The organism is Variovorax sp. PDC80 (genome assembly GCF_900115375.1).
Taxonomy (GTDB): Bacteria; Pseudomonadota; Gammaproteobacteria; order Burkholderiales; family Burkholderiaceae_C; genus Variovorax.
In genome coordinates, this window is sequence record NZ_FOWG01000003.1 from 96,867 (window position 1) to 115,908 (window position 19,042).

General features: G+C 68.9%; 15 protein-coding genes. 4 read left to right on the top strand and 11 right to left on the bottom strand.

Annotated elements, in window-relative coordinates; all coding sequences use genetic code 11:
• Positions 1-87 precede the first annotated feature (87 nt).
• Complete coding sequence (locus BM109_RS10265) at positions 88-1,104, bottom strand: RluA family pseudouridine synthase (protein ID WP_177239331.1); 1,017 nt, start codon at positions 1,102-1,104, stop codon at positions 88-90.
• A 23-nt stretch (positions 1,105-1,127) separates the two neighbouring features.
• Between BM109_RS10265 and BM109_RS10270 the strand changes: the two genes are divergently transcribed.
• The gene (locus BM109_RS10270) at positions 1,128-1,931 is read left to right on the top strand and encodes an outer membrane protein assembly factor BamD (protein ID WP_093342623.1); all 804 of its coding nucleotides are present in this window, start codon (positions 1,128-1,130) and stop codon (positions 1,929-1,931) included.
• Between the two features lie 86 nt (positions 1,932-2,017).
• On the opposite strand, the gene BM109_RS10275 is transcribed toward BM109_RS10270, so the two are convergent.
• On the bottom strand, positions 2,018-4,198 hold the full coding sequence (locus BM109_RS10275; protein WP_256222485.1) for an ATP-dependent DNA helicase: 2,181 nt from the start codon (positions 4,196-4,198) through the stop codon (positions 2,018-2,020).
• Positions 4,195-4,398 (bottom strand): YdcH family protein, encoded by a 204-nt coding sequence (locus BM109_RS10280; protein ID WP_093342624.1) that lies wholly within the window; start codon positions 4,396-4,398, stop codon positions 4,195-4,197. The genes BM109_RS10275 and BM109_RS10280 overlap by 4 nt, the downstream gene beginning before the upstream one ends.
• Positions 4,399-4,512: 114 nt before the next feature.
• Here BM109_RS10280 and BM109_RS10285 point away from each other — a divergent pair, with 114 nt between their 5' ends.
• Complete coding sequence (locus BM109_RS10285; RefSeq protein ID WP_093342626.1) at positions 4,513-5,280, top strand: PP2C family protein-serine/threonine phosphatase; 768 nt, start codon at positions 4,513-4,515, stop codon at positions 5,278-5,280.
• 35 nt (positions 5,281-5,315) lie between these two features.
• Here BM109_RS10285 and BM109_RS10290 read toward each other — a convergent pair whose 3' ends face one another.
• The 8 genes from BM109_RS10290 to BM109_RS10325 all read right to left on the bottom strand — a co-directional run bounded on the left by BM109_RS10290 (position 5,316) and on the right by BM109_RS10325 (position 16,473).
• Positions 5,316-5,978, bottom strand: coding sequence for a hypothetical protein (locus BM109_RS10290; protein ID WP_093342628.1), 663 nt, complete (start codon positions 5,976-5,978; stop codon positions 5,316-5,318).
• The gene (zapE, locus tag BM109_RS10295) at positions 5,975-7,072 is read right to left on the bottom strand and encodes a cell division protein ZapE (protein ID WP_093342630.1); all 1,098 of its coding nucleotides are present in this window, start codon (positions 7,070-7,072) and stop codon (positions 5,975-5,977) included. Before zapE ends, BM109_RS10290 begins: the two co-directional genes overlap by 4 nt.
• Positions 7,073-7,145: 73 nt before the next feature.
• On the bottom strand, positions 7,146-8,576 hold the full coding sequence (gene lpdA / locus BM109_RS10300) for a dihydrolipoyl dehydrogenase (RefSeq protein WP_093342631.1): 1,431 nt from the start codon (positions 8,574-8,576) through the stop codon (positions 7,146-7,148).
• 16 nt (positions 8,577-8,592) lie between these two features.
• Positions 8,593-9,867: a 2-oxoglutarate dehydrogenase complex dihydrolipoyllysine-residue succinyltransferase gene (gene odhB / locus BM109_RS10305; RefSeq protein WP_093342632.1), complete on the bottom strand. Its 1,275-nt coding sequence runs from the start codon at positions 9,865-9,867 to the stop codon at positions 8,593-8,595.
• Between the two features lie 138 nt (positions 9,868-10,005).
• Positions 10,006-12,882, bottom strand: a complete 2,877-nt coding sequence (locus BM109_RS10310) for a 2-oxoglutarate dehydrogenase E1 component (RefSeq protein ID WP_093342634.1) — start codon at positions 12,880-12,882, stop codon at positions 10,006-10,008.
• 178 nt (positions 12,883-13,060) lie between these two features.
• Positions 13,061-15,049, bottom strand: a complete 1,989-nt coding sequence (locus BM109_RS10315; RefSeq protein WP_256222486.1) for a propionate--CoA ligase — start codon at positions 15,047-15,049, stop codon at positions 13,061-13,063.
• Between the two features lie 105 nt (positions 15,050-15,154).
• Positions 15,155-15,757 carry an isochorismatase family protein gene (locus BM109_RS10320; RefSeq protein WP_093342637.1) on the bottom strand — a complete coding sequence of 201 codons (603 nt, stop codon included), beginning with the start codon at positions 15,755-15,757 and terminating at the stop codon, positions 15,155-15,157.
• Positions 15,758-15,849: 92 nt separating this feature from the next.
• Positions 15,850-16,473, bottom strand: a complete 624-nt coding sequence (locus tag BM109_RS10325; RefSeq protein WP_093342639.1) for a TetR/AcrR family transcriptional regulator — start codon at positions 16,471-16,473, stop codon at positions 15,850-15,852.
• A gap of 130 nt (positions 16,474-16,603) precedes the next feature.
• Between BM109_RS10325 and BM109_RS10330 the strand changes: the two genes are divergently transcribed.
• Both BM109_RS10330 and BM109_RS10335 read left to right on the top strand, forming a co-directional pair.
• A complete protein-coding gene (locus BM109_RS10330; RefSeq protein ID WP_093342640.1) occupies positions 16,604-18,238 on the top strand; it encodes a 4-hydroxyphenylacetate 3-hydroxylase family protein in 1,635 nt (544 codons plus the stop codon).
• Between the two features lie 10 nt (positions 18,239-18,248).
• Positions 18,249-19,040: an alpha/beta fold hydrolase gene (locus BM109_RS10335; RefSeq protein ID WP_093342642.1), complete on the top strand. Its 792-nt coding sequence runs from the start codon at positions 18,249-18,251 to the stop codon at positions 19,038-19,040.
• The last annotated feature ends 2 nt before the right edge of the window (positions 19,041-19,042 follow it).

Here is a 19,042-nt window from a genome sequence, read left to right on the forward strand (position 1 = left end):
AGAAGGATGGAAGGAGGCGTTGCCGGCACGCGGCGAGTGCAACGCGGGGCCGGCACCAAGCGGCCGGCGAGGCGGCCCTGGAGGCCGTCAGGCGCGATTGTAGTCCAGCCCCCAGGCCCGCAAGGCCTCGGCGAGATCGGCCGGCACGGGCGAATGCAGCGCGATCGGCGCCTTGGTGACCGGATGGACGAAGGCCAGCCGGAACGCATGCAGCGCCTGCCGCGCGAGGCCCACGGCGGCCGTGCCGCCATAGAGCGTGTCGCCCACCAGCGGATGGCCGATCGACGCCATGTGCACGCGGATCTGGTGCGTGCGGCCGGTTTCGAGGGTGCAGCGCACCACGCAGCCGCGCTCCTCGCTGTCCAGGCGCTCGATCAGGGTGCGGGCGGTCTTGCCGGCGTGCTGCTGCAGGTCGACCACCGCCATGCGCAGCCGGTTGCGCGGATCGCGGCCGATGGCCGCGTCAACCTGCCGCGCGGCCGCGCCGGTCCAGGGCTTGTGGCCCAGCGCCAGGTACTGGCGCTTGACCTCGCGCGCGGCGATCAGCGCCACCAGCGCGTCCATGGCGGCGCGGGTGCGCGCGACCATCATCAGCCCGCTGGTGTCGCGGTCGAGCCGGTGCACGATGCCCGCGCGCGGCAGCAGCAGCGCCTTGGGATCGAGCGCGAGCAGCCCGTTGAGCAGCGTGCCGCTCCAGTGGCCGGGGGCGGGATGCACCACCAGGCCGGCCGGCTTGTCGATCACGCGCAGGTGCTCGTCCTCGTAGACGGTGACGATCTCCATCGGCTCGGGCCGGAACGCCTGGCTCTGCGGCGTGGGGCGCAGTTCGACCCGCCCGGCCTGCCCCGCCCGCACGGCCGCCGAGGCCTTGGTGGCGGCGCGGCCCTGCAGCTCGACGGCGCCAGCCTCGATCAGCTGCTGCAGGTAGCTGCGCGAGAACTCGGGAACCAATGCGGCCAGCGCGCGATCCAGCCGCAGTCCGTGCTGCGCGGGGTCGACGACGAAATCCCGCCACTCGCTGGCTTCGGACGGATCGGCGGCCTCGTCGAGCTCGGCCGCCTCCTGGGAGTTGTCGCGGGGGTCGGTCGATATAATTGAGGGCAACTGTTTCACGAAAGCCGCATGTGATGATTCGCGCCAAATTATCGGTCCCAGCCTGGATGGCGCTCAGCGCCCTCGCGCTGCTCGCCGGCTGTTCGAGCACCAAGGACGACAAGACCGCGACCTGGAGCCCCAACCGGATCTACGCGGAAGCCAAGGACGAAGCCGGCTCCGGCGCCTACGACAAGGCCGTGCCGCTGTACGAGAAGCTCGAGGGCCGCGCCGCCGGCACCCCCCTGGCCCAGCAGGCCCAGCTCGAGAAGGCCTACGCCCAGTACAAGGGCGGCGACAAGGCGGCCGCGGTCTCCACCATCGATCGCTTCCTGAAGCTGCACCCCGCCAGCCCCGCGCTCGACTATGCGCTGTACCTCAAGGGCGTGGTCAACTTCAACGACGACCTCGGCATGTTCGCGTTCCTCACGCGCCAGGACCTGTCGGAGCGCGACCAGAAGGCGGCCAAGGAGTCGTTCGAGTCGTTCAAGGAACTGATCACGCGCTTCCCCGACTCGCGCTACACGCCCGATGCGCGCCAGCGCATGAACTACATCGTGAACTCGCTCGCCCAGTACGAGGTTCACGTGGCGCGCTACTACTACTCGCGCGGCGCCTACCTGGCGGCCATCAACCGCGCCCAGAGCGCGATCGCCGACTACCGCGAAGTGCCCGCCGTCGAGGAAGCGCTCTACATCATCGTGCGCTCGTACGACGCGCTCGGCATGAACGACCTGCGCGACGACGCGCAGCGCGTGCTGACCTCCAACTACCCGCAGAGCACCTACCTCTCGCAAGGCTTCAAGACCAAGGACGATCCCTGGTGGAAGATGTGGTGATGGCGGCCGGCCGGCTCGGCTGACCCGACACGAAAGCCCGACGGCGCGAGCCCTCGGGCTTTTTTATCGCCCGCGGCCCGCGCGCTTCAGTCCTGCACCGGCACGGCCAGGTCCGCGATCGCCGCGTCGAGATCGGCCTCGGTCTCGAGCCGCCGCATCGGCGGCAGCGCCCCGAGCAGACGCCGGCCATAGCCCATCGCGACCAGCCGCGTGTCGCAGATCACCAGCACGCCGCTGTCGGTCTCGCGCCGGATCAGCCGCCCCGCTCCCTGCTTGAGCGCCACCGCGGCCTCGGGCAGCGAGTAGTCGCCGAAGGAGCTGCGGCCCTGCGCCTCGAGCCGCTGCGAGCGCGCCTCGACCAGCGGATCGTTGGGCGGCGGGAACGGCAGCTTGTCGATCACCACCAGCTGCAGGGCATCGCCGGGTGCATCGAAGCCTTCCCAGAACGAGGCCGAGGCGACCAGCACGCAGCCGGGGCGGCCCATCGTGTCGCCCTCGCGGAAGCGGTCCATCAGCACCCGCTTGGGCAGCTCGCCCTGCACCAGCACCTCGGGCCGCCGCTCGATGCCCAGGCGCTCGATCTGCTGGCGGATCTCGTCGCCCACGGTGCGCAGCGCGCGCAGCGTGGTCGTCAGCACCAGCGTACGGCCGCCGAGCGCGCCGGCGCCGCGCGCGGCCAGTTGCGCCACGCGCAGGCTGTGCGAGGGCTCGTTGGGTTTGGGGAAGGCGCGCGGCACGTAGAGCGCGGCCTGCGCGGCGTAGTCGAAGGGGCTGCGCACGCGCAGCACCTCCGCGTCCTCGAGGCCGCAGGGTTCGGTGAACCAGCGCAGCGTGGGATCGTCGCCCAGGGTGGCGGAGGTGAAGACCCAGGCGCGGCGGCGCCGCTCGGGGGCCTCGGGCTGCTCTTGCGCGCGCGGCGGCTCGTCGTCGTCGTCATCGCCACCGCCCTGCGCATCGAGCCAGGCGTCGTATTCGTCGACGGCCTCGCGGGCGCCGCGCCCCAGCGTCTCGTCGCCATGCGCGTCCGGCTGCGCCTCGGGCGCCTTGGCGATCTTGAGCACGCGCGTGCGCATCGCCTCGGCGATGTCGAGCGGCGACTCCACCAGCCGCAGCTGCGTGCCCACGTCGACCCAGCGCACCGATTCCGGCGCGCAGGCGCGCGCGAACTTGGCAGCGCGCTTCGCGAGTTCGCGCGCGCGTTCGAGCAGCCGCACGAAATCGGGCGACAGCTCGCTGACCGTGTCGAGGCCTTCGGCCGCCTCCTCGAAGGCGATCTGCAGCGTGTCGAGCGCGCCCTGCCATTCGTGCTCGCCGATGCCCTCGGGCGAGGGCCCGGCCCAGCGCAGCTTCGCGCCCGGCCATTGCTTGCCCACCGCCAGCCGCAGCTCGCGCGCCGCGCGCTCGAGCCCGGCCACGATGCCCTGCCAGTCGACCAGGCCGCGCGCATGCGTGAGGCCGGCCGCGAGCACGTCGCGCGCGAAGTCGAGTGCCTGCCCGGTGCCGAGGTTGGTGCCGAGGAACTGCACGCCGGTCTCGTTGAGCTGGTGCGCCTCGTCGAACACCACCACGCTGACGCTCGGCAGCAGCTCGGCCATGCCGGTCTCGCGCACCGCGAGGTCGGCGAAGAACAGGTGGTGGTTGATGACCACCACGTCGGCCGCGAGCGCCTCGCGCCGCGCCAGGTTGACGTGGCAGGGCTTGAACTGCGGGCACTGCGCGCCCAGGCAGTTCTCGCGCGTCGAGCTCACCAGCGGGATCAGCGGCGAGCGCTCGTCGAGCCCCGGCAGTTCGGCGAGGTCGCCGGTGCGCGTGGCCTTGGACCATTGCTCGATCTTCGCCAGCGTGCGCAGGCTGCCGCGCTCGGGCAGCGAGGCATCGTGGCGCGCGATGTCGAGCCGGTGCAGGCAGAGGTAGCTGCCGCGGCCCTTGAGCAGCGCGGTGCGCACCGGCAGGCCCAGCGCTTCCACGAGTCGCGGCAGGTCGCGGCCGAAGAGCTGGTCCTGCAGCGCCTTGGTGGCGGTCGAGAGCAGCACGCGCTCGCCGCTCAGCAGCGCGGGCACCAGGTACGAGAAGGTCTTGCCGACGCCGGTGCCGGCCTCGACCACCAGCATGCCGCCCTGCTCGATGGTGCGCGCCACGGCCATCGCCATCTCGGTCTGGCCCGAGCGCTCGCGGAACTGCTCGGCCGCACGCGACAGCACGCCGCCCTCAGAGAAAGCGTCCAGCACCTTCGATGCGAGCGTGTCTTCCAGGCCCACCGCGCTCATGCCGGCTCCTTCGGATCGATCGCGTTCTCGAGCCGCACGATCTGGTCGCGCAGCGCAAGGCGGCGCTTCTTGAGGCGGCGCAGCAGCAGTTCGTCCTGCGGCGCGACCTCGCTCAGGCTGTCGATGGACGCGTCGAGGTCCGCATGCTCGATGCGCAACTCGATCAATTGGCGGGAAAGGGAGTGGAGATTGGAGTCCAACGTGGGAGAAGCGGACGCATCTTCTGCGCGGCTCGGGCTCGGGTTCATTCGATAATACGTCGTGATCCGAACTCCAGAGAAGACAGGCGGCGCTGCATCGGCGCATTCGCGCTCATGACCCAAGGCTTTCGACTCGTTGCCGCCACCGGACTGCACAAGGGCGACCGCCCCTACCAGCAGGACCAGGTGCTGCTGATCGCGCATCCGCGCACGCCGGGCTGCGTGCTCGCCGTGGTGGCCGACGGCATGGGCGGGCGCAGCGGCGGACGCAAGGCCTCCGACCAGGTGCTGATGACCGCGCGCCAGCTCTTCGCGCGCTACAACCCGGCGCGCGACGAAGCCGAGGCGCTGCTGCGCCAGCTGCTCGAGGACGCGCACACGGTGATCAAGCTCACGGCCGTGTCGAGCGAGCAGGAACCGCACAGCACGCTGGCCGCCTTCCTCATGAACCCGACCGGCGACTGCGCCTGGATCCACGCGGGCGATTCGCGCATCTACCACTTCCACGACGGCCGGCTGATCAAGCGCACGCGCGACCATTCGTACGTGCAGACGCTGATCGACCGCGGCGAGATCACCGAGGCCGAGGCCAACGTGCATCCGCAGGGCAACATCCTGCTCGGCTGCCTGGGCATGCGCTCGACGCCGCCGCCGATCGCACCCGACCAGGTGCCGAGGATGCAGCCCGGCGACCTGCTGATGGCCTGCAGCGACGGCCTGTGGCACTACTTCACTCCCGAGGAACTCGCGAGCGTGCTCCATGCGCAGCCGCCGCGCGATGCGGTCGAGATCCTGGTGGGCGAAGCACGCCGCCGAGCGCATGGCACCGGCGACAACATCTCGATCGCGGTGCTCAAGCTCGAGCCCCTGCCGGCCGCCTGAAATCTCCGCGGCCCGCGCGGGCCGGTGCGCGGCGGTCAGGGCTTCGCAGCCGGCTCCGCGGGCGGCAGGGGCGCGCCACGCGGCTTGGTGCGGTTGGTGTTCTGCCGCTCGCGGCTGGCGCGGTGCTCCTCGGCCTTGCGCTGCTTTTCCTCGTAGCGCTGGGCCTGCGCGGGCGCCTCGGCGCGGCGCTGCGCAGCCTTGGCCTGCTCGGCGGCCTGGTTGCTCTGCTTCTGGTCGAACTGGCGCTGGCGCTCGGGCGCTTCCGCGGCCGTCGCGGCACGGCCTTCGGCATGGTCGGCGGCACGCTGTTCGCGTTCGCGCTGGTTCTGCTGGGACTGCTCGCGCTGCTGCGCGGAATCCTGCGGGCGTTCGGTGGTCTTCTTCTCGTCGAGCTTGCGCAACTCGGCGGCGCCGCGGCGCTGGCGCTCGATGTCGTTGATCGACGATTCCTGGCGCTTGATGTGGTCGTTCTCGGTGCGGCGGCGCGCGCGGCTGTCGCGCAGGCAGTCCTCGACCGCGAACTTGGCGTAGCAGGCCTTGCGCTCGTTCTCGTAGCGCGCCTCGATGGCGGCGCGCTCGCTGGCCAGGCGGTTGCGCTCGGCCTCGAGATCGGCGACGCCGGCGGCGGCGCTGGACTGGGCCCAGGCCGGCAGGCCGGCCAACGACATCCACAGGGCAAGGACGAGGGTTTTCTTCATGTGAGGCGAGTGTCGACGATGCGGCGTTCCAGCGCGAGGAATTCGGCCGACTGCATCTCATTGAGCCGCGAGACCGTGCGCGGAAACTCGTGCGCCAGCGGCCCCTCGGTGTACAACGCCTCGGCCGGTACCTCGGCCGACATGATGAGCTTGACGCGGCGGTCGTACAGCACGTCGACCAGCCAGGTGAAGCGGCGCGCCTCCGAAGCCATGCGCACCGGCATGTGCGGCACGTCGGACAGCAGCACGGTGTGGAACTGGCTCGCGATCTCGAGGTAGTCGTTCTGCGAGCGCGGCCCGCCGCACAGCGTCTTGAAGTCGAACCAGACGACGCCGCCGGCCTTGCGGCGCGCGCGGATCTCGCGCGACTCGATGTGCAGCACCGGGTTCTCGTCGGCCGTCTCGGCCAGCTTCTCGAAGGCCTTGCGCATCTCCTTCTCGGCGCCGGCATCGTTCGGCGTCAGGTACATGCGCAGCTGCTCCATGGTGCGGCGCCGGTAGTCGGTGCCGTTGTCCACGCTGAGCACCTCGAGCTTCTGGTTCAGCAGCTCGATGGCGGGCAGGATGCGGTCGCGGTGCAGCCCGCCGGGATAGAGGTCGTCGGGCTTGAAATTGGAAGTGGTGACGAAGCCCACGCCGTTCTCGAACAGCGCCATCAGCAGCCGATGCAGGATCATCGCGTCGGTGATGTCGGCGACGTGGAACTCGTCGAAACAGATCAGCTTGTAGCGCTTCGAGATGCGCAGGCCCAGCTCGTCGAGCGGGTTGACGGTGCCCTGCAGCTCGCGCAGCTCGCGGTGCACCTCGCGCATGAACTCGTGGAAGTGCAGGCGCGTCTTGCGCCGCAGCGGTACGGCGTTGAAGAAGAGGTCCATCAGGAAGCTCTTCCCGCGCCCCACCCCGCCGTACATGTAGACGCCGCGCGGCAGCTCGGGCCGGTTGATGAGCTTCTTCAGCGCATTGGAACGCTGCGACTTGTACGCGGCCCATTCCGTGGCGCAGCGGTCGAGCGCCTCGACGGCCCTCAGCTGCGCGGGATCGCTCTTGAACCCGCGTGTCGCGAGTTCCGCTTCGTAGGCCTGTTTGACGCTCAAGGGATCGAAATGCTAGGTGTTGGGGGCTGCGGGCGGCCAGCGAATGGCCGCCCGCAGCGTGGTCGCCGCTGGATCAGAAGTTCAGCGTGCGCTTGTCCACCGCCAGGGCGGCTTCCTTGGTGGCTTCCGACAGCGAGGGGTGCGCGTGGCAGATGCGCGCGATGTCCTCGGCGCTGGCCTTGAACTCCATCGCCACCACGGCTTCGGAGATCAGTTCGCTGGCCTGCGGGCCGACGATGTGCACGCCCAGGATCTCGTCCGTGGCCGCGTCGGCCAGGAACTTGACCATGCCGGTCGTGTCGCCGAGCGCGCGTGCGCGGCCGTTGGCCAGGAACGGGAAGGTGCCGGCCTTGTAGGCGCGGCCCGAGGCCTTGAGCTGCTGCTCGGTCTGGCCGACCCACGCGATCTCGGGGCTGGTGTAGATCACCCACGGCACGGTGTTGAAGTTGACGTGCCCGTGCTGGCCGGCAATGCGCTCGGCCACGGCAACGCCCTCTTCTTCCGCCTTGTGCGCGAGCATCGGGCCGCGCACCACGTCGCCGATCGCCCACACGTTCGGCAGGCTGGTCTTGCAGTCGTCGTCCACGGCGATGGCGCCGCGCTCGTCGAGCTTCAGGCCCACCGCTTCGGCGTTCAGGCCGATGGTGTTGGGCACGCGGCCGATCGACACGATCAGCTTGTCGACCTCGAGCGTCTGGGCCTCGCCCTTGGCGTTGGTCCAGGCCACGCTCACGCCGTTCTTGCCCGACTTGATCTCGCCGACCTTCACGCCGAGCTCGATCTTCAGGCCCTGCTTGTCGAAGGCCTTCTTGGCTTCCTTGGCGATCTGCTCGTCGACCGCGCCGAGGAAGGTCGGCAGCGCTTCGAGCACCGTGACTTCGGCGCCGAGGCGCCGCCACACCGAGCCCATCTCGAGGCCGATGACGCCCGAGCCGATCAGGCCCAGCTTCTTCGGCACCGCGCCGATGCGCAGGGCGCCGTCGTTCGAGAGGATGTTCTCCTCGTCGAAGGCCGCGCCGGGCAGCGCACGGGCGTTGGAGCCGGTGGCGACGATGATGTGCTTGCCGGTGATGGTTTCCTCGGCGGCGCCGGTCACCTTGATGTCGTAGCCGGCGTCGCCGGCCTTCTCGAACGCGCCACGGCCGTGGAAGAAACTGATCTTGTTCTTCTTGAACAGGTACAGGATGCCGTCGTTGTTCTGCTTCACGACCTGGTCCTTGCGGGCCAGCATCTTGGCGAGGTCGATGCCGAGGCCCTCGACCTTGATGCCGTGGTCGGCGAAGTGGTGGTTCGCCTGGTCGTAGTGCTCCGACGACTGCAGCAGTGCCTTCGAGGGGATGCAGCCGACGTTGGTGCAGGTGCCGCCCGGTGCCGGGCCGCCCTTGCCGTTCTTCCACTCGTCGATGCAGGCAACGTTGAAGCCGAGCTGCGCCGCGCGGATGGCGGCGATGTAGCCGCCGGGGCCACCGCCGATGACGATGACGTCGAATTGTTTGTTGGCCATCTGTTCGTGCCTCCGATCAGATGTCGAACAGGAGGCGCGAAGGATCTTCCAGCGCTTCCTTCATGGCGACCAGGCCCAGCACGGCTTCGCGGCCGTCGATGATGCGGTGGTCGTAGCTCATCGCCAGGTAGTTCATCGGGCGGATGACGATCTGGCCGTTCTCGACCACGGCACGGTCCTTGGTGGCGTGCACGCCGAGGATCGCGGACTGGGGCGGGTTGATGATCGGGGTCGAGAGCATCGAGCCGAAGGTACCGCCGTTCGAGATCGAGAAGGTGCCGCCGGTCATCTCTTCGATGCCGAGCTTGCCGTCCTGGGCCTTCTTGCCGTACTCGGCGATCTTCTTCTCGATGTCGGCGAAGCTCATCTGGTCGGCATTGCGCAGGATCGGCACCACCAGGCCGCGCGGCGAACCGACGGCGATGCCGATGTCGAAGTAGCCGTGGTACAGGATGTCGTTGCCGTCGACCGAGGCGTTGATCACCGGGTACTTCTTGAGCGCGTGCACCGCGGCCTTCACGAAGAAGCTCATGAAGCCGAGCTTGACGCCGTGTTCCTTGGTGAAGCTGTCCTGGAAGCGCTTGCGCAGTTCCATGACGGGCGCCATGTTGACCTCGTTGAAGGTCGTGAGGATGGCGTTGGTCGATTGCGATTGCAGCAGGCGCTCGGCGATGCGGGCGCGCAGGCGGCTCATCGGCACGCGCTGTTCGGGGCGCTCGCCCAGGTCCGGCGCGCTGGTGGGCGCGGCGACCTGCGGCAGCGCGGGCTTGGCGGCCGGCGCGGGGATCGCGGCGGGCGCGGCCTTGGCGGTGGCACCCGAGGCCACGGCGCCGAGCACGTCGCCCTTGGTCACGCGGCCGTCCTTGCCGGTGCCGGCCACGTCGCTGGTCTTGAGGTTGTTGTCGGCCAGCAGCTTGGCGGCGGCGGGCATGGCGACGTCGGACTTGGCACCACCGGTGGCGGCAGCAGCGGCTGCCGCGGGCGCAGCGGCGGCGGGTGCCGGGGCGGCAGCGGCGGGCGCGGCGGCCGGAGCGGCGGCGCCGGCCTTGCCTTCGGTGTCGATCTTCGCGATCAGCTGCTCGGCCACGACGGTCGCGCCGTCGCCTTGCACGATCTCGGCCAGCACGCCGGCGGCGGGGGCCGGCACTTCGAGCACGACCTTGTCGGTCTCGATCTCGATCAGGATTTCATCGATGGCGACGGCTTCGCCGGCCTTCTTCTTCCAGGTGAGCATGGTGGCTTCGGCCACCGATTCGGACAGCTGAGGGACTTTGACTTCTACGATAGACATTTGGAGTTTGCTCCGCTTTGATTTGTGTGTGCCCCTGGGGCCGGGGTTCGCCCGGCCCGCCCCTCGTGGGGGATCGGGCGATGTGGCCGTGCCACATGCGCCCGAGCGGGTTGTTCGTGTTGAAAGGAGATCGTTCTATTACTTGGTCAGCACGAAGCCCTTGAGCTTGGCGAAGGCGGCATCGACCAGTGCCTTCTGCTGTTCCTGGTGCAGGTGCGAGTAGCCGACGGCCGGCGAGGCCGAGGCCGCACGGCCGGCATAGCCGAGCTTCTGGCCTTCCTGCATGTTCTCGTGGATGTAGTGCTGCACGAAGAACCAGGCGCCCTGGTTCTGCGGTTCGTCCTGGCACCACACCACGTCGACGAGGTTCGGGTACTTCTTGATCTCGGCCGCGAAGGCCTTGTGCGGGAACGGATAGAGCTGCTCGACGCGGATGATCGCCACGTCGTCGTCGCCGCGTTCCTCGCGCTTCTTGGCCAGGTCGTAGTAGACCTTGCCCGAGCACGCGACCAGGCGCTTGACCTTCTCGGCCTTGAGCGCCTTGCTTTCCGGAATGATGGTCTGGAAGCTGCCCTTGGTGAACTCGGCCAGCGGCGAGGTCGCGTCCTTGTTGCGCAGCAGCGACTTGGGCGTGAGGATGATCAGCGGCTTGCGCAGGTTGCGCACCATCTGGCGGCGCAGCACGTGGAAGATCTGGCTGGCCGTGGTCGGCTGCACCACCTGCATGTTGGTGTCGGCGCTCAGCTGCATGAAGCGCTCGAGGCGCGCCGAGCTGTGCTCGGGGCCCTGGCCTTCGTAGCCGTGCGGCAGCATCATCGTGAGGCCGTTGACGCGGCCCCACTTGACTTCGCCCGAGGCGATGAACTGGTCGATCACCACCTGCGCGCCGTTCACGAAGTCGCCGAACTGGGCTTCCCAGATCACCAGCGTGTTCGGGTCATTCGAGGCGTAGCCGTATTCGAACGCGAGCACCGCTTCTTCCGACAGGATCGAGTCGATCACGACGAACGGGGCCTGGTTGTCGGCGACGTTCTGCAGCGGCGTGTAGGTGCCTTCGTCGAACTTCTCGCGGTTCTGGTCGTGCAGCACGGCGTGGCGGTGCGTGAACGTGCCGCGGCCCGAGTCCTCGCCCGACAGGCGCACCGGGTAGCCGCTGGCCACCAGCGAGGCGAAGGCCATGTGCTCGCCCATGCCCCAGTCGACGTTGACGTCGCCGCGGCCCATGGCGGCGCGGTCGTCCAGCACCTTCTTGACCAGCGGATGCACCGTGAAGCCTTGCGGCACGGTGGTGATCTTCTCGGCCAGGCGCTTCCACTCGCTCGAGGGAATCGCGGTGTCGCCGGCGTCGGTCCACTTCTTGTTGAGGTACGGGCTCCAGTCGACGGCGTACTTGCTCTTGAAGTTGGTCAGCACCGGGTCGACGGTGTTCTTGCCTTCGTCGAAGGCGGCGCGCTGCGCCTTGACCATGTCGTCGCCGAGCGTGTCGCCCAGGCCCTGCGCGGCCAGCTTGTCGGCGTACAGCTTGCGCGTGCCGGGGTGCTGGGCGATCTTCTTGTACATCAGCGGCTGGGTCAGCGAGGGGGTGTCCTGCTCGTTGTGGCCCAGCTTGCGGAAGCAGATGATGTCAACGACCACGTCCTTCTGGAATTCCATGCGGAAGTCCAGCGCGATCTGGGTGGCGAGTACCACGGCTTCGGGATCGTCGCCGTTCACGTGCAGCACCGGCGCCTCGATCATCTTGACGATGTCGGTGCAATACAGCGTCGAGCGGCTGTCGCGCGGGTCGCTGGTGGTGAAGCCGATCTGGTTGTTGATGACGATGTGCACCGTGCCGCCCGTGGAGTAGCCACGGGTTTCGGCCAGCGCCAGCGTTTCCATCACGACGCCCTGGCCCGCGAAGGCGGCGTCGCCGTGCACGATCACGGGCAGCACCTGCTTGCCCAGCGGGTCGGCGCGGCGGTCCATGCGCGCGCGTACCGAGCCTTCGACCACGGGGTTCACGATCTCGAGGTGCGAGGGGTTGAACGCGAGGCTCAGGTGGACCGGGCCGCCGGGGGTGGTCACGTCCGAGCTGAAGCCCTGGTGGTACTTGACGTCGCCGCTGGGCAGGTCTTCAGGCGCGGTATGGTCGAACTCGGCGAACAGGTCGGCCGGCATCTTGCCGAGCGAGTTGACCAGCACGTTGAGGCGGCCGCGGTGGGCCATGCCGATCACGATTTCCTGCACGCCCTTGGCGCCGGCCTGATTGATCAGCTCGTCCATCGAGACGATGAAGCTTTCGCCGCCTTCGAGCGAGAAGCGCTTCTGGCCGACGTACTTGGTGTGCAGGAAGCGCTCGAGGCCCTCGGCCGCGGTCAGGCGGTTGAGCACGTGCTTCTTCTGCTCGGCGCTGAGCTTGGGGTTGGTGCGGGCGCTTTCGAGTCGCTGCTGCCACCAGCGCTTGTGATTCTGGTCGGTGGTGTACATGTACTCGGCACCCATGGTGCCGCAGTACGTTTCGCGCAGTGCGTTGAGCAGGTCGCGCAAGGACATGGTGTCCTTGCCGAAGAAGGTGTTGCTGGTGTTGAACACCGTCTCGAGGTCGGCGTCGGTGAAGCCGTAGAACGAGGGCTCGAGTTCGGGAATGGCGGGACGCTCGGCGCGCTTGAGCGGATCGAGGTCGGCCCAGCGGGCGCCGACGTTGCGGTAGGCGGCGATCAGTTGCTGGACGGCGGTGCGCTTGCGGCCGAGTTCGGAATCGGCGCCGCTGGCCTGCACGACCTTGGTCGTGCCCTGCTTCGCCAGTTCGGCAAACGCATTGATGACCGGCTGGTGCGGAACGTCGCGGGTGTTGGTGCCGTCGGCGGCGGGGACGTGCTGCAGCGCGTCGAAGTAGGTGCGCCAGTTGTCGGGCACGCTGCCGGGGTTGGCGAGGTAGTTTTCGTACATCTCCTCGACATAGGGCGCGTTGCCGCCGAAGAGATAGGTGTTGCCTTGGTAGGCGGCATACACCGATGGAGTCGATGAATCGCTCATATTGCGCTGACCTTCGCTTCCCTGTGGGAAGCACGAGCTGGTTTAAGAAACCTTCCGCGACACGGCTGAACCGATTGGCGGATGCGACTGTGGCTGGGGAAGGGCCTGAGTACCGGGCGATTGTGCCACGCCAACCATATGACGGTTGAAAGCGGATGCACAACCCCCAGGCGAGGGCTCAGGCCGGGTTGAGCAACAGCTTGATCTGCTGCAGCGTGGCGGGGTCGTCGATGGTCGTCAGGTCGCCCGGATCGCGGCCCTCGCAGACCGCCTGGATGGCGCGGCGCAGCAATTTGCCGCTGCGGGTCTTGGGCAGCCCGCCCACGAAGCGCACCCGTGCCGGCCGGGCCAGCGCGCCGAGCTGGTCGGCCACGGTCTTCATGATCTCGCCCTCGAGCTTGAGCGCCACCGCCTCGTCGCTCACGGCCTGCCCGTCCTTGGGCACCACGAAGGCCATCGCGACCTGGCCCTTGAGCGCATCGGCCACGCCCACCACCGCCACTTCGGCCACGCCCGCGTGGCCCGAGATGCTCTCCTCGATCTCGCGCGTGCCGAGCCGGTGGCCCGCCACGTTGATCACGTCGTCGGTGCGCCCGAGGATGTAGAAATAGCCGTCCTCGTCGCGGATGCCCCAGTCGAAGGTCGAATAGACCATCTTGCCGGGCACGCTCTTCCAGTAGGTGTTGACGAAACGCGCGTCGTCCTTCCAGATGGTCTGCATGAAGCCCGGCGGCGTCGGGCCCTCGACCACGACCACGCCCTTCTCGTTCGGGGCCGTGAGCTCCTCGCCGGTCGACTCGTGCAGGATCTTCACCTTGTAGCCGTACATCGGCACGCCGGGGCTGCCGAACTTGCTGGGCTTCTTCTCGATGCCGTTGGCGATGGTGATGATCGGCCAGCCCGATTCGGTCTGCCAGTAGTTGTCGATGATCGGCACGCCCAGGCCCTCGGCGATCCAGCGGCCCGTGGGCTCGTCGAGCGGCTCGCCGGCCAGGAACAGCGCGCGCAAGGTGGAGAGGTCGTATGTCTTGAGCAGCGCCGGGTCCTGCTTCTTGAGCACGCGCACCGCGGTCGGCGCGCTGAACATCACCGTCACCTTGTACTTCTCGACCAGCCGCCACCAGATGCCGCCGTCGGGCTGGCCATCGAGTCCCTGCGTGGGCAGCCCCTCGTACATCACCGTCGCCATGCCGGCGATCAGCGGGCCGTAGACGATGTAGCTGTGGCCCACGACCCAGCCGATGTCGCTGGTGGAGAAGTAGGTCTCGCCGGGCCGGCCGTCGAAGATGTGCTTCATGCTCGCGGCCAGCGCCACCGCGTAGCCGCCCACGTCGCGCTGCACGCCCTTGGGCTTGCCGGTGGTGCCGCTGGTGTAGATGGTGTAGCTGATCTCGGTCGATTCGAGCCAGGTGCAGGGCACCTGCGCGTCGAGGTGCTTTTGCCGCAGCTCGCTCGCCAGGTGGTCACGCCCCGCCACCAGCGCCATGGGGGCCAAGCCGCGGTCGGTCAGCAGCACCGCGTCGGGCTTGTGCTTCGACAGGCGGACCGCCTCGTCGAGCAGCGGCTTGTACGCGATCACCTTGCCGCCGCGCGAGCCGGCGTCGGCGCTCACGACCACCTTGGGTTCGGCGTCCTCGATGCGCGTGGCCAACGAGCCGCTCGCGAAACCGCCGAACACCACGCAGTGGATGGCGCCGATGCGCGCGCAGGCCAGCATCGCGAACGCGGCCTCGGGAATCATCGGCATGTAGATCAGCACCCGGTCGCCGCGGCCCACGCCCAGTTCGACCAGGCTGGCAGCGGTGCGCTGCACCTCGGCATGCAGTTCGCGGAAGCTGTAGCTCTTCTCGGTGCCGGTCTCGGTCGAGACGAAGATCAGCGCCGGCTGGTCGCCGCGCTCGGCCAGGTGGCGGTCGACGGCGTTGTGGCACAGGTTGGTGGTGCCGCCGACGAACCAGCGCGCGAACGGCGGCTGGCTGGCGTCGAGGATCTGCTGCGGCGGGCTCTGCCAGTCGATGAGCCGGGCCTGCTCGGCCCAGAAGGCCTCGGGCGCGTCGATCGATTGGCGGTGGAATTCTTCGTAGCGGCTCATCGGTGTTGTCTCCTGATCTTGTGAAATCGGCCCGGCGCCGAACCCGCGAAAGGTTGGCCCCGAAACTGAATTCATAATTATGGAGACCGATCTTGCAGCAGGCTGACGCGCGCCACAAGCGGATGAAACCGGGGCCGGCCGGCTGCCGCCCCTTATTGGATGGAAGGCGGCCCCGCCCTCTCAGCGCACCAGCGCGAGCAGCTCCGGAAAGGCCGGATGCTCGGCCGTGCGCAGCCATTCGAAGCCGACCATCTCGGTCGTCACCAGCTCGGCGCCCGCGCCGGCCAGGCGGTCGAAGGCGGCGTCGCGGTTGCGCTCGGTGCGCGAACCGCAGGCATCGGTGACGACCCAGACCTCGAACTCGTCCTCCAGCAGGTCGAGCGCCGTCTGGAGCAGGCAGACATGGGCTTCGCAGCCGGCGATGACGATGGTGTTGCGCTCCTCGGCGGCCGCGGCCGGCTTCTGCAGGTGCTTGGGCAGGCTGCGCGCATTGCCCTGCGGCGCCTTGGCCGGCACGCGCAGCCATTCGCCCAGTCCCTCTTCAACGCCACTGAAGTGCATCTTCGGCAGCGTGCGGCGGCACAGCGCGCGGATGTCGGGCAGGTTCTCGCCGAGCTTGGACGGGTTGTGCTCGGTGCCGAAGACGGGCACGTCGAACAGCCGGGCCATCTTGCCGAGGCGGACCGCGTTCTGCGCGACCGCCTCCGACTCGAAGATCGCCGGCATCAGTCGAGCCTGATAGTCGACCAGCACGAGTTGGGATTGGGATGCGTCGAGCAGCATGGGCGGGGTTCTTTCTTCTGACGAGGGTTGCGGGGCGGCCGTGCGCCCGAAACCCTGGAAACTAACACCAAAGCACCGGCGCGCGGACCGGCTCAGGCGGCCGGCGCCTCGACGCGGGCCACGAGCTGCCCGATGTAGGCCTCGAACAGCGCATCGGCCGACTGCCCGAACATGCGGATGCGCCCGGTGTGCCGCATCAGCAGCAGGCCCACGCCGTGCGCGAACAGCGCGGTGTTCTCGCGCAGCGCGTCGGCGGCATCGAGGCCCATGGCGCGCAGCGCTTCCTCGCAGGGGTTGAGCGCCTCCTTCAACTGGTCGTTGAGCGCGTGGTCGAGCTCACTGGTCAGGCCGCGCGGCCGCATGCCGTGCACCAGGTAGAAGCCGAGGTCGAGCTCGCGCGGATGGGCCCCGTAGAAGCCGAACCAGGCCCGCGCCTTGGACGCCAGCGTCAGCGCGGGCCGGTCCGCGAAGGCCTCGGCCTCGGCCACCGCGGTGCACAGGCGCAGCAGCGATTCGTCGAGCAGCGCGGCATAGATCGCCTCCTTGCTCTCGAAGTACGAATAGATGGCGCCGGGCGTGTAGCCCGCGCGACGCGCGATCTCGCGAATGCTCGCACCCTCGATGCCGGCCTCGGAGAACACGGCCCGCGCCGCGTCGAGCACCAGCGCGCGGCGCGCGTCGCTCAGGGTCTGTCGTCGTTGGAGCTTGGCCTGCATGGGCTGGACTGTAGCCCTTCTTTTAAGCGTTGCTCATTTTTCTTAACGGTTGATCAATTTTTTGAACAGTGTTTAAATTTAGCTGGGCCGGCGCGTTCCGGCTCCACGACAACCACCGGAGACACCCACGATGAACGCCCCGCTCCCCTCGGCCGCGCTGATGTCCGGCGCCGACTACCGCGAATCGCTGCGCCGCTACAAGCCCACCGTCTACGTCGACGGCCGGCGGGTCGAGAGCGTGGCCGACGAGCCCGCGTTCCGCCCTGGCATCAACGCCATCGCCCTGACCTACGACCATGCGCTGAAGACGCAGTACGAGCCGCTGATGACCGCGATGCAGCACACCAGCGGCAAGCGCGTGAACCGGCTCTCGCACATCAACACCAGCGCCGGCGACCTGCTCAACAAGCTCGAGGCGGTGCGGCTGGTGTGCCAGGAAACCGGCTGCGCGCAGCGCTACCTCACGCACGACGCGCTCAACGCGATCGCCCAGGTGTCGGCGCGCATCGACGACGCGCGCGGCGGCGGCGAGCACACGGCGCGCTTCCTCGAGTACCTGCACCGCGTCCAGGACCAGGACCTGACCCTGGGCGTGGCCATGACCGACGCCAAGGGCGACCGCAGCCGCCGGCCGCACGAGCAGGCCAACGTCGACAGCTACGTGCACGTGGTCGAGCGCAACGCGCGCGGCATCGTGATCTCGGGCACCAAGGCCATCGTGACCGGCGCGCCCTACGTGCACGAGCTGCTGGTCATGCCCTGCCGCAACATGGGCCGCGAGGATGCCGACTTCGCCGTCTGCTGCGCGGTGCCGCTCGACGCGCCGGGCCTGACCATCGTGGCGCGCCCGGCCGGGCGGCCCGGCGAGAAGCTCGAGCATGGCGACGCCCTGTTCAGCCGCAAGTACGGCCAGAGCACCGGCGTGTGCATCTTCGACCGCGTGCTGGTGCCCTGGGAGCGCGTGTTCTACGACGGCTCCGACGGCAGTTGGGAACATTCGGGCCACCTCACCTACAGCTACGCCACCCACCACCGCCACAGCTGCATCGGCGCGCGCGCCGGCTTTGGCGACCTGCTGATCGGCGCCGGCGCGTTGATGTGCGAGGCCAACGGCTTCGACCCGGGCAAGGAGAGCCACCTGCGCGAGCAGATGGTCGAGCTCATCAGCATCACCGAGGGCTTCTTCGCCTGCGGCGTGGCGGCCAGCGTCTACGGCAAGGCCGACGAGCACTGCCCGGTCTTCATGCCCGACCCGGTGTTCAGCAACATCGGCAAGCTGCTGCTGGCGACCAAGATCTACGACATGCACCGCATCGCCCACACCGTGAGCGGCGGCCTGATCGTCACCCTGCCCGGCCCCGACGAGGACCACAACCCCGAGACCGCGGCGCGGCTGTCGGACGTGCTGCGCGCCAATCCGGCCGTGCCCTACGAACAGCGTATCGAGGCGGCCCGCTTCATCGAGGACCTGACGGCCGGCTACCAGGGCGGCTGGTACAGCGTGATCAGCCTGCACGGCGGCGGCTCGCCGGCGGCGATGAAGCAGGAGATCTGGCGCCACTACCCGATGGGCTCGAAGGTGGAACTGGTCGAGCGGCTGCTGGAGCGCGGCATCGCCGCCGATGGCTCGCCCGCGGCCGCGCCGCACGATCCGCAGCGCGCGATCACGCGCAACCGCCAGCCCGGCAAGTGCTGCGACACGGGGTGCACGACGCCCGGGCAGCCGGTGATGGTCGAACTGCCCAAGCCTCATCGCGCCGCCTAGACTCGGCGGGATGAAAGTCCTGACGAAGCGGCTCTGCCTCGCGGCCCTTGGCATCGGTGCCGCGCTGCTGTTGGCCGGCTGCGGCGGCGTGCGCAAGAGCACCGTGCCGCTGGCGACCGTGCTCGAGACCCAGCGCTGCACGCGCCAGGCCGACACCCTGCTCGTGATGCTGCCGGGCGCCTATTCGACGCCCGACGAGTTCGAGCGCGAGGGCTTCGTCGAGGCGGTGCGCGAGAACCGGCTCGCGGTCGACGTAATGCTGGTCGACGCGCACCTGGGCTACTACAACGACAGGACCGTGCTCGAGCGGCTGGACGCCGACGTCATCGCACCCGCGCGGCGCCAGGGCTACCGCCAGATCTGGATCGTCGGCATCTCGCTCGGCGGCTTCGGCGGCCTGCTCTATGCGCAGACGCATCCGGGCGAGCTGGCCGGCGTGGTGGCGATCGCGCCCTACCTGGGCGAACGCACGCTGAGCACCGACATCGCCAACGCGGGCGGCCTCGCGAAGTGGAACGGGCCGCTCGACACGGCCACCGCGCCCCCGCGCACGCCGAACGAAACCCAGCTGTGGCAATGGCTGCGCGGCTACGCGGGCCACACGCAGACGGCGGGCGCGCGGCCGCCGCTGTACCTGGGCTATGGGCTCGACGACCGCTTCGTCTTCAGCCACCGGCTGCTGGCGGGCGTGCTGCCGCCGCAGCGCGTCTTCACCACCGAGGGCGGCCACGACTGGCCCGAATGGCGGCGCCTGTGGCAGCGGCTGCTGCCGACGCTGTCGCTGCCGGGCTGCCCCGGCTGAAG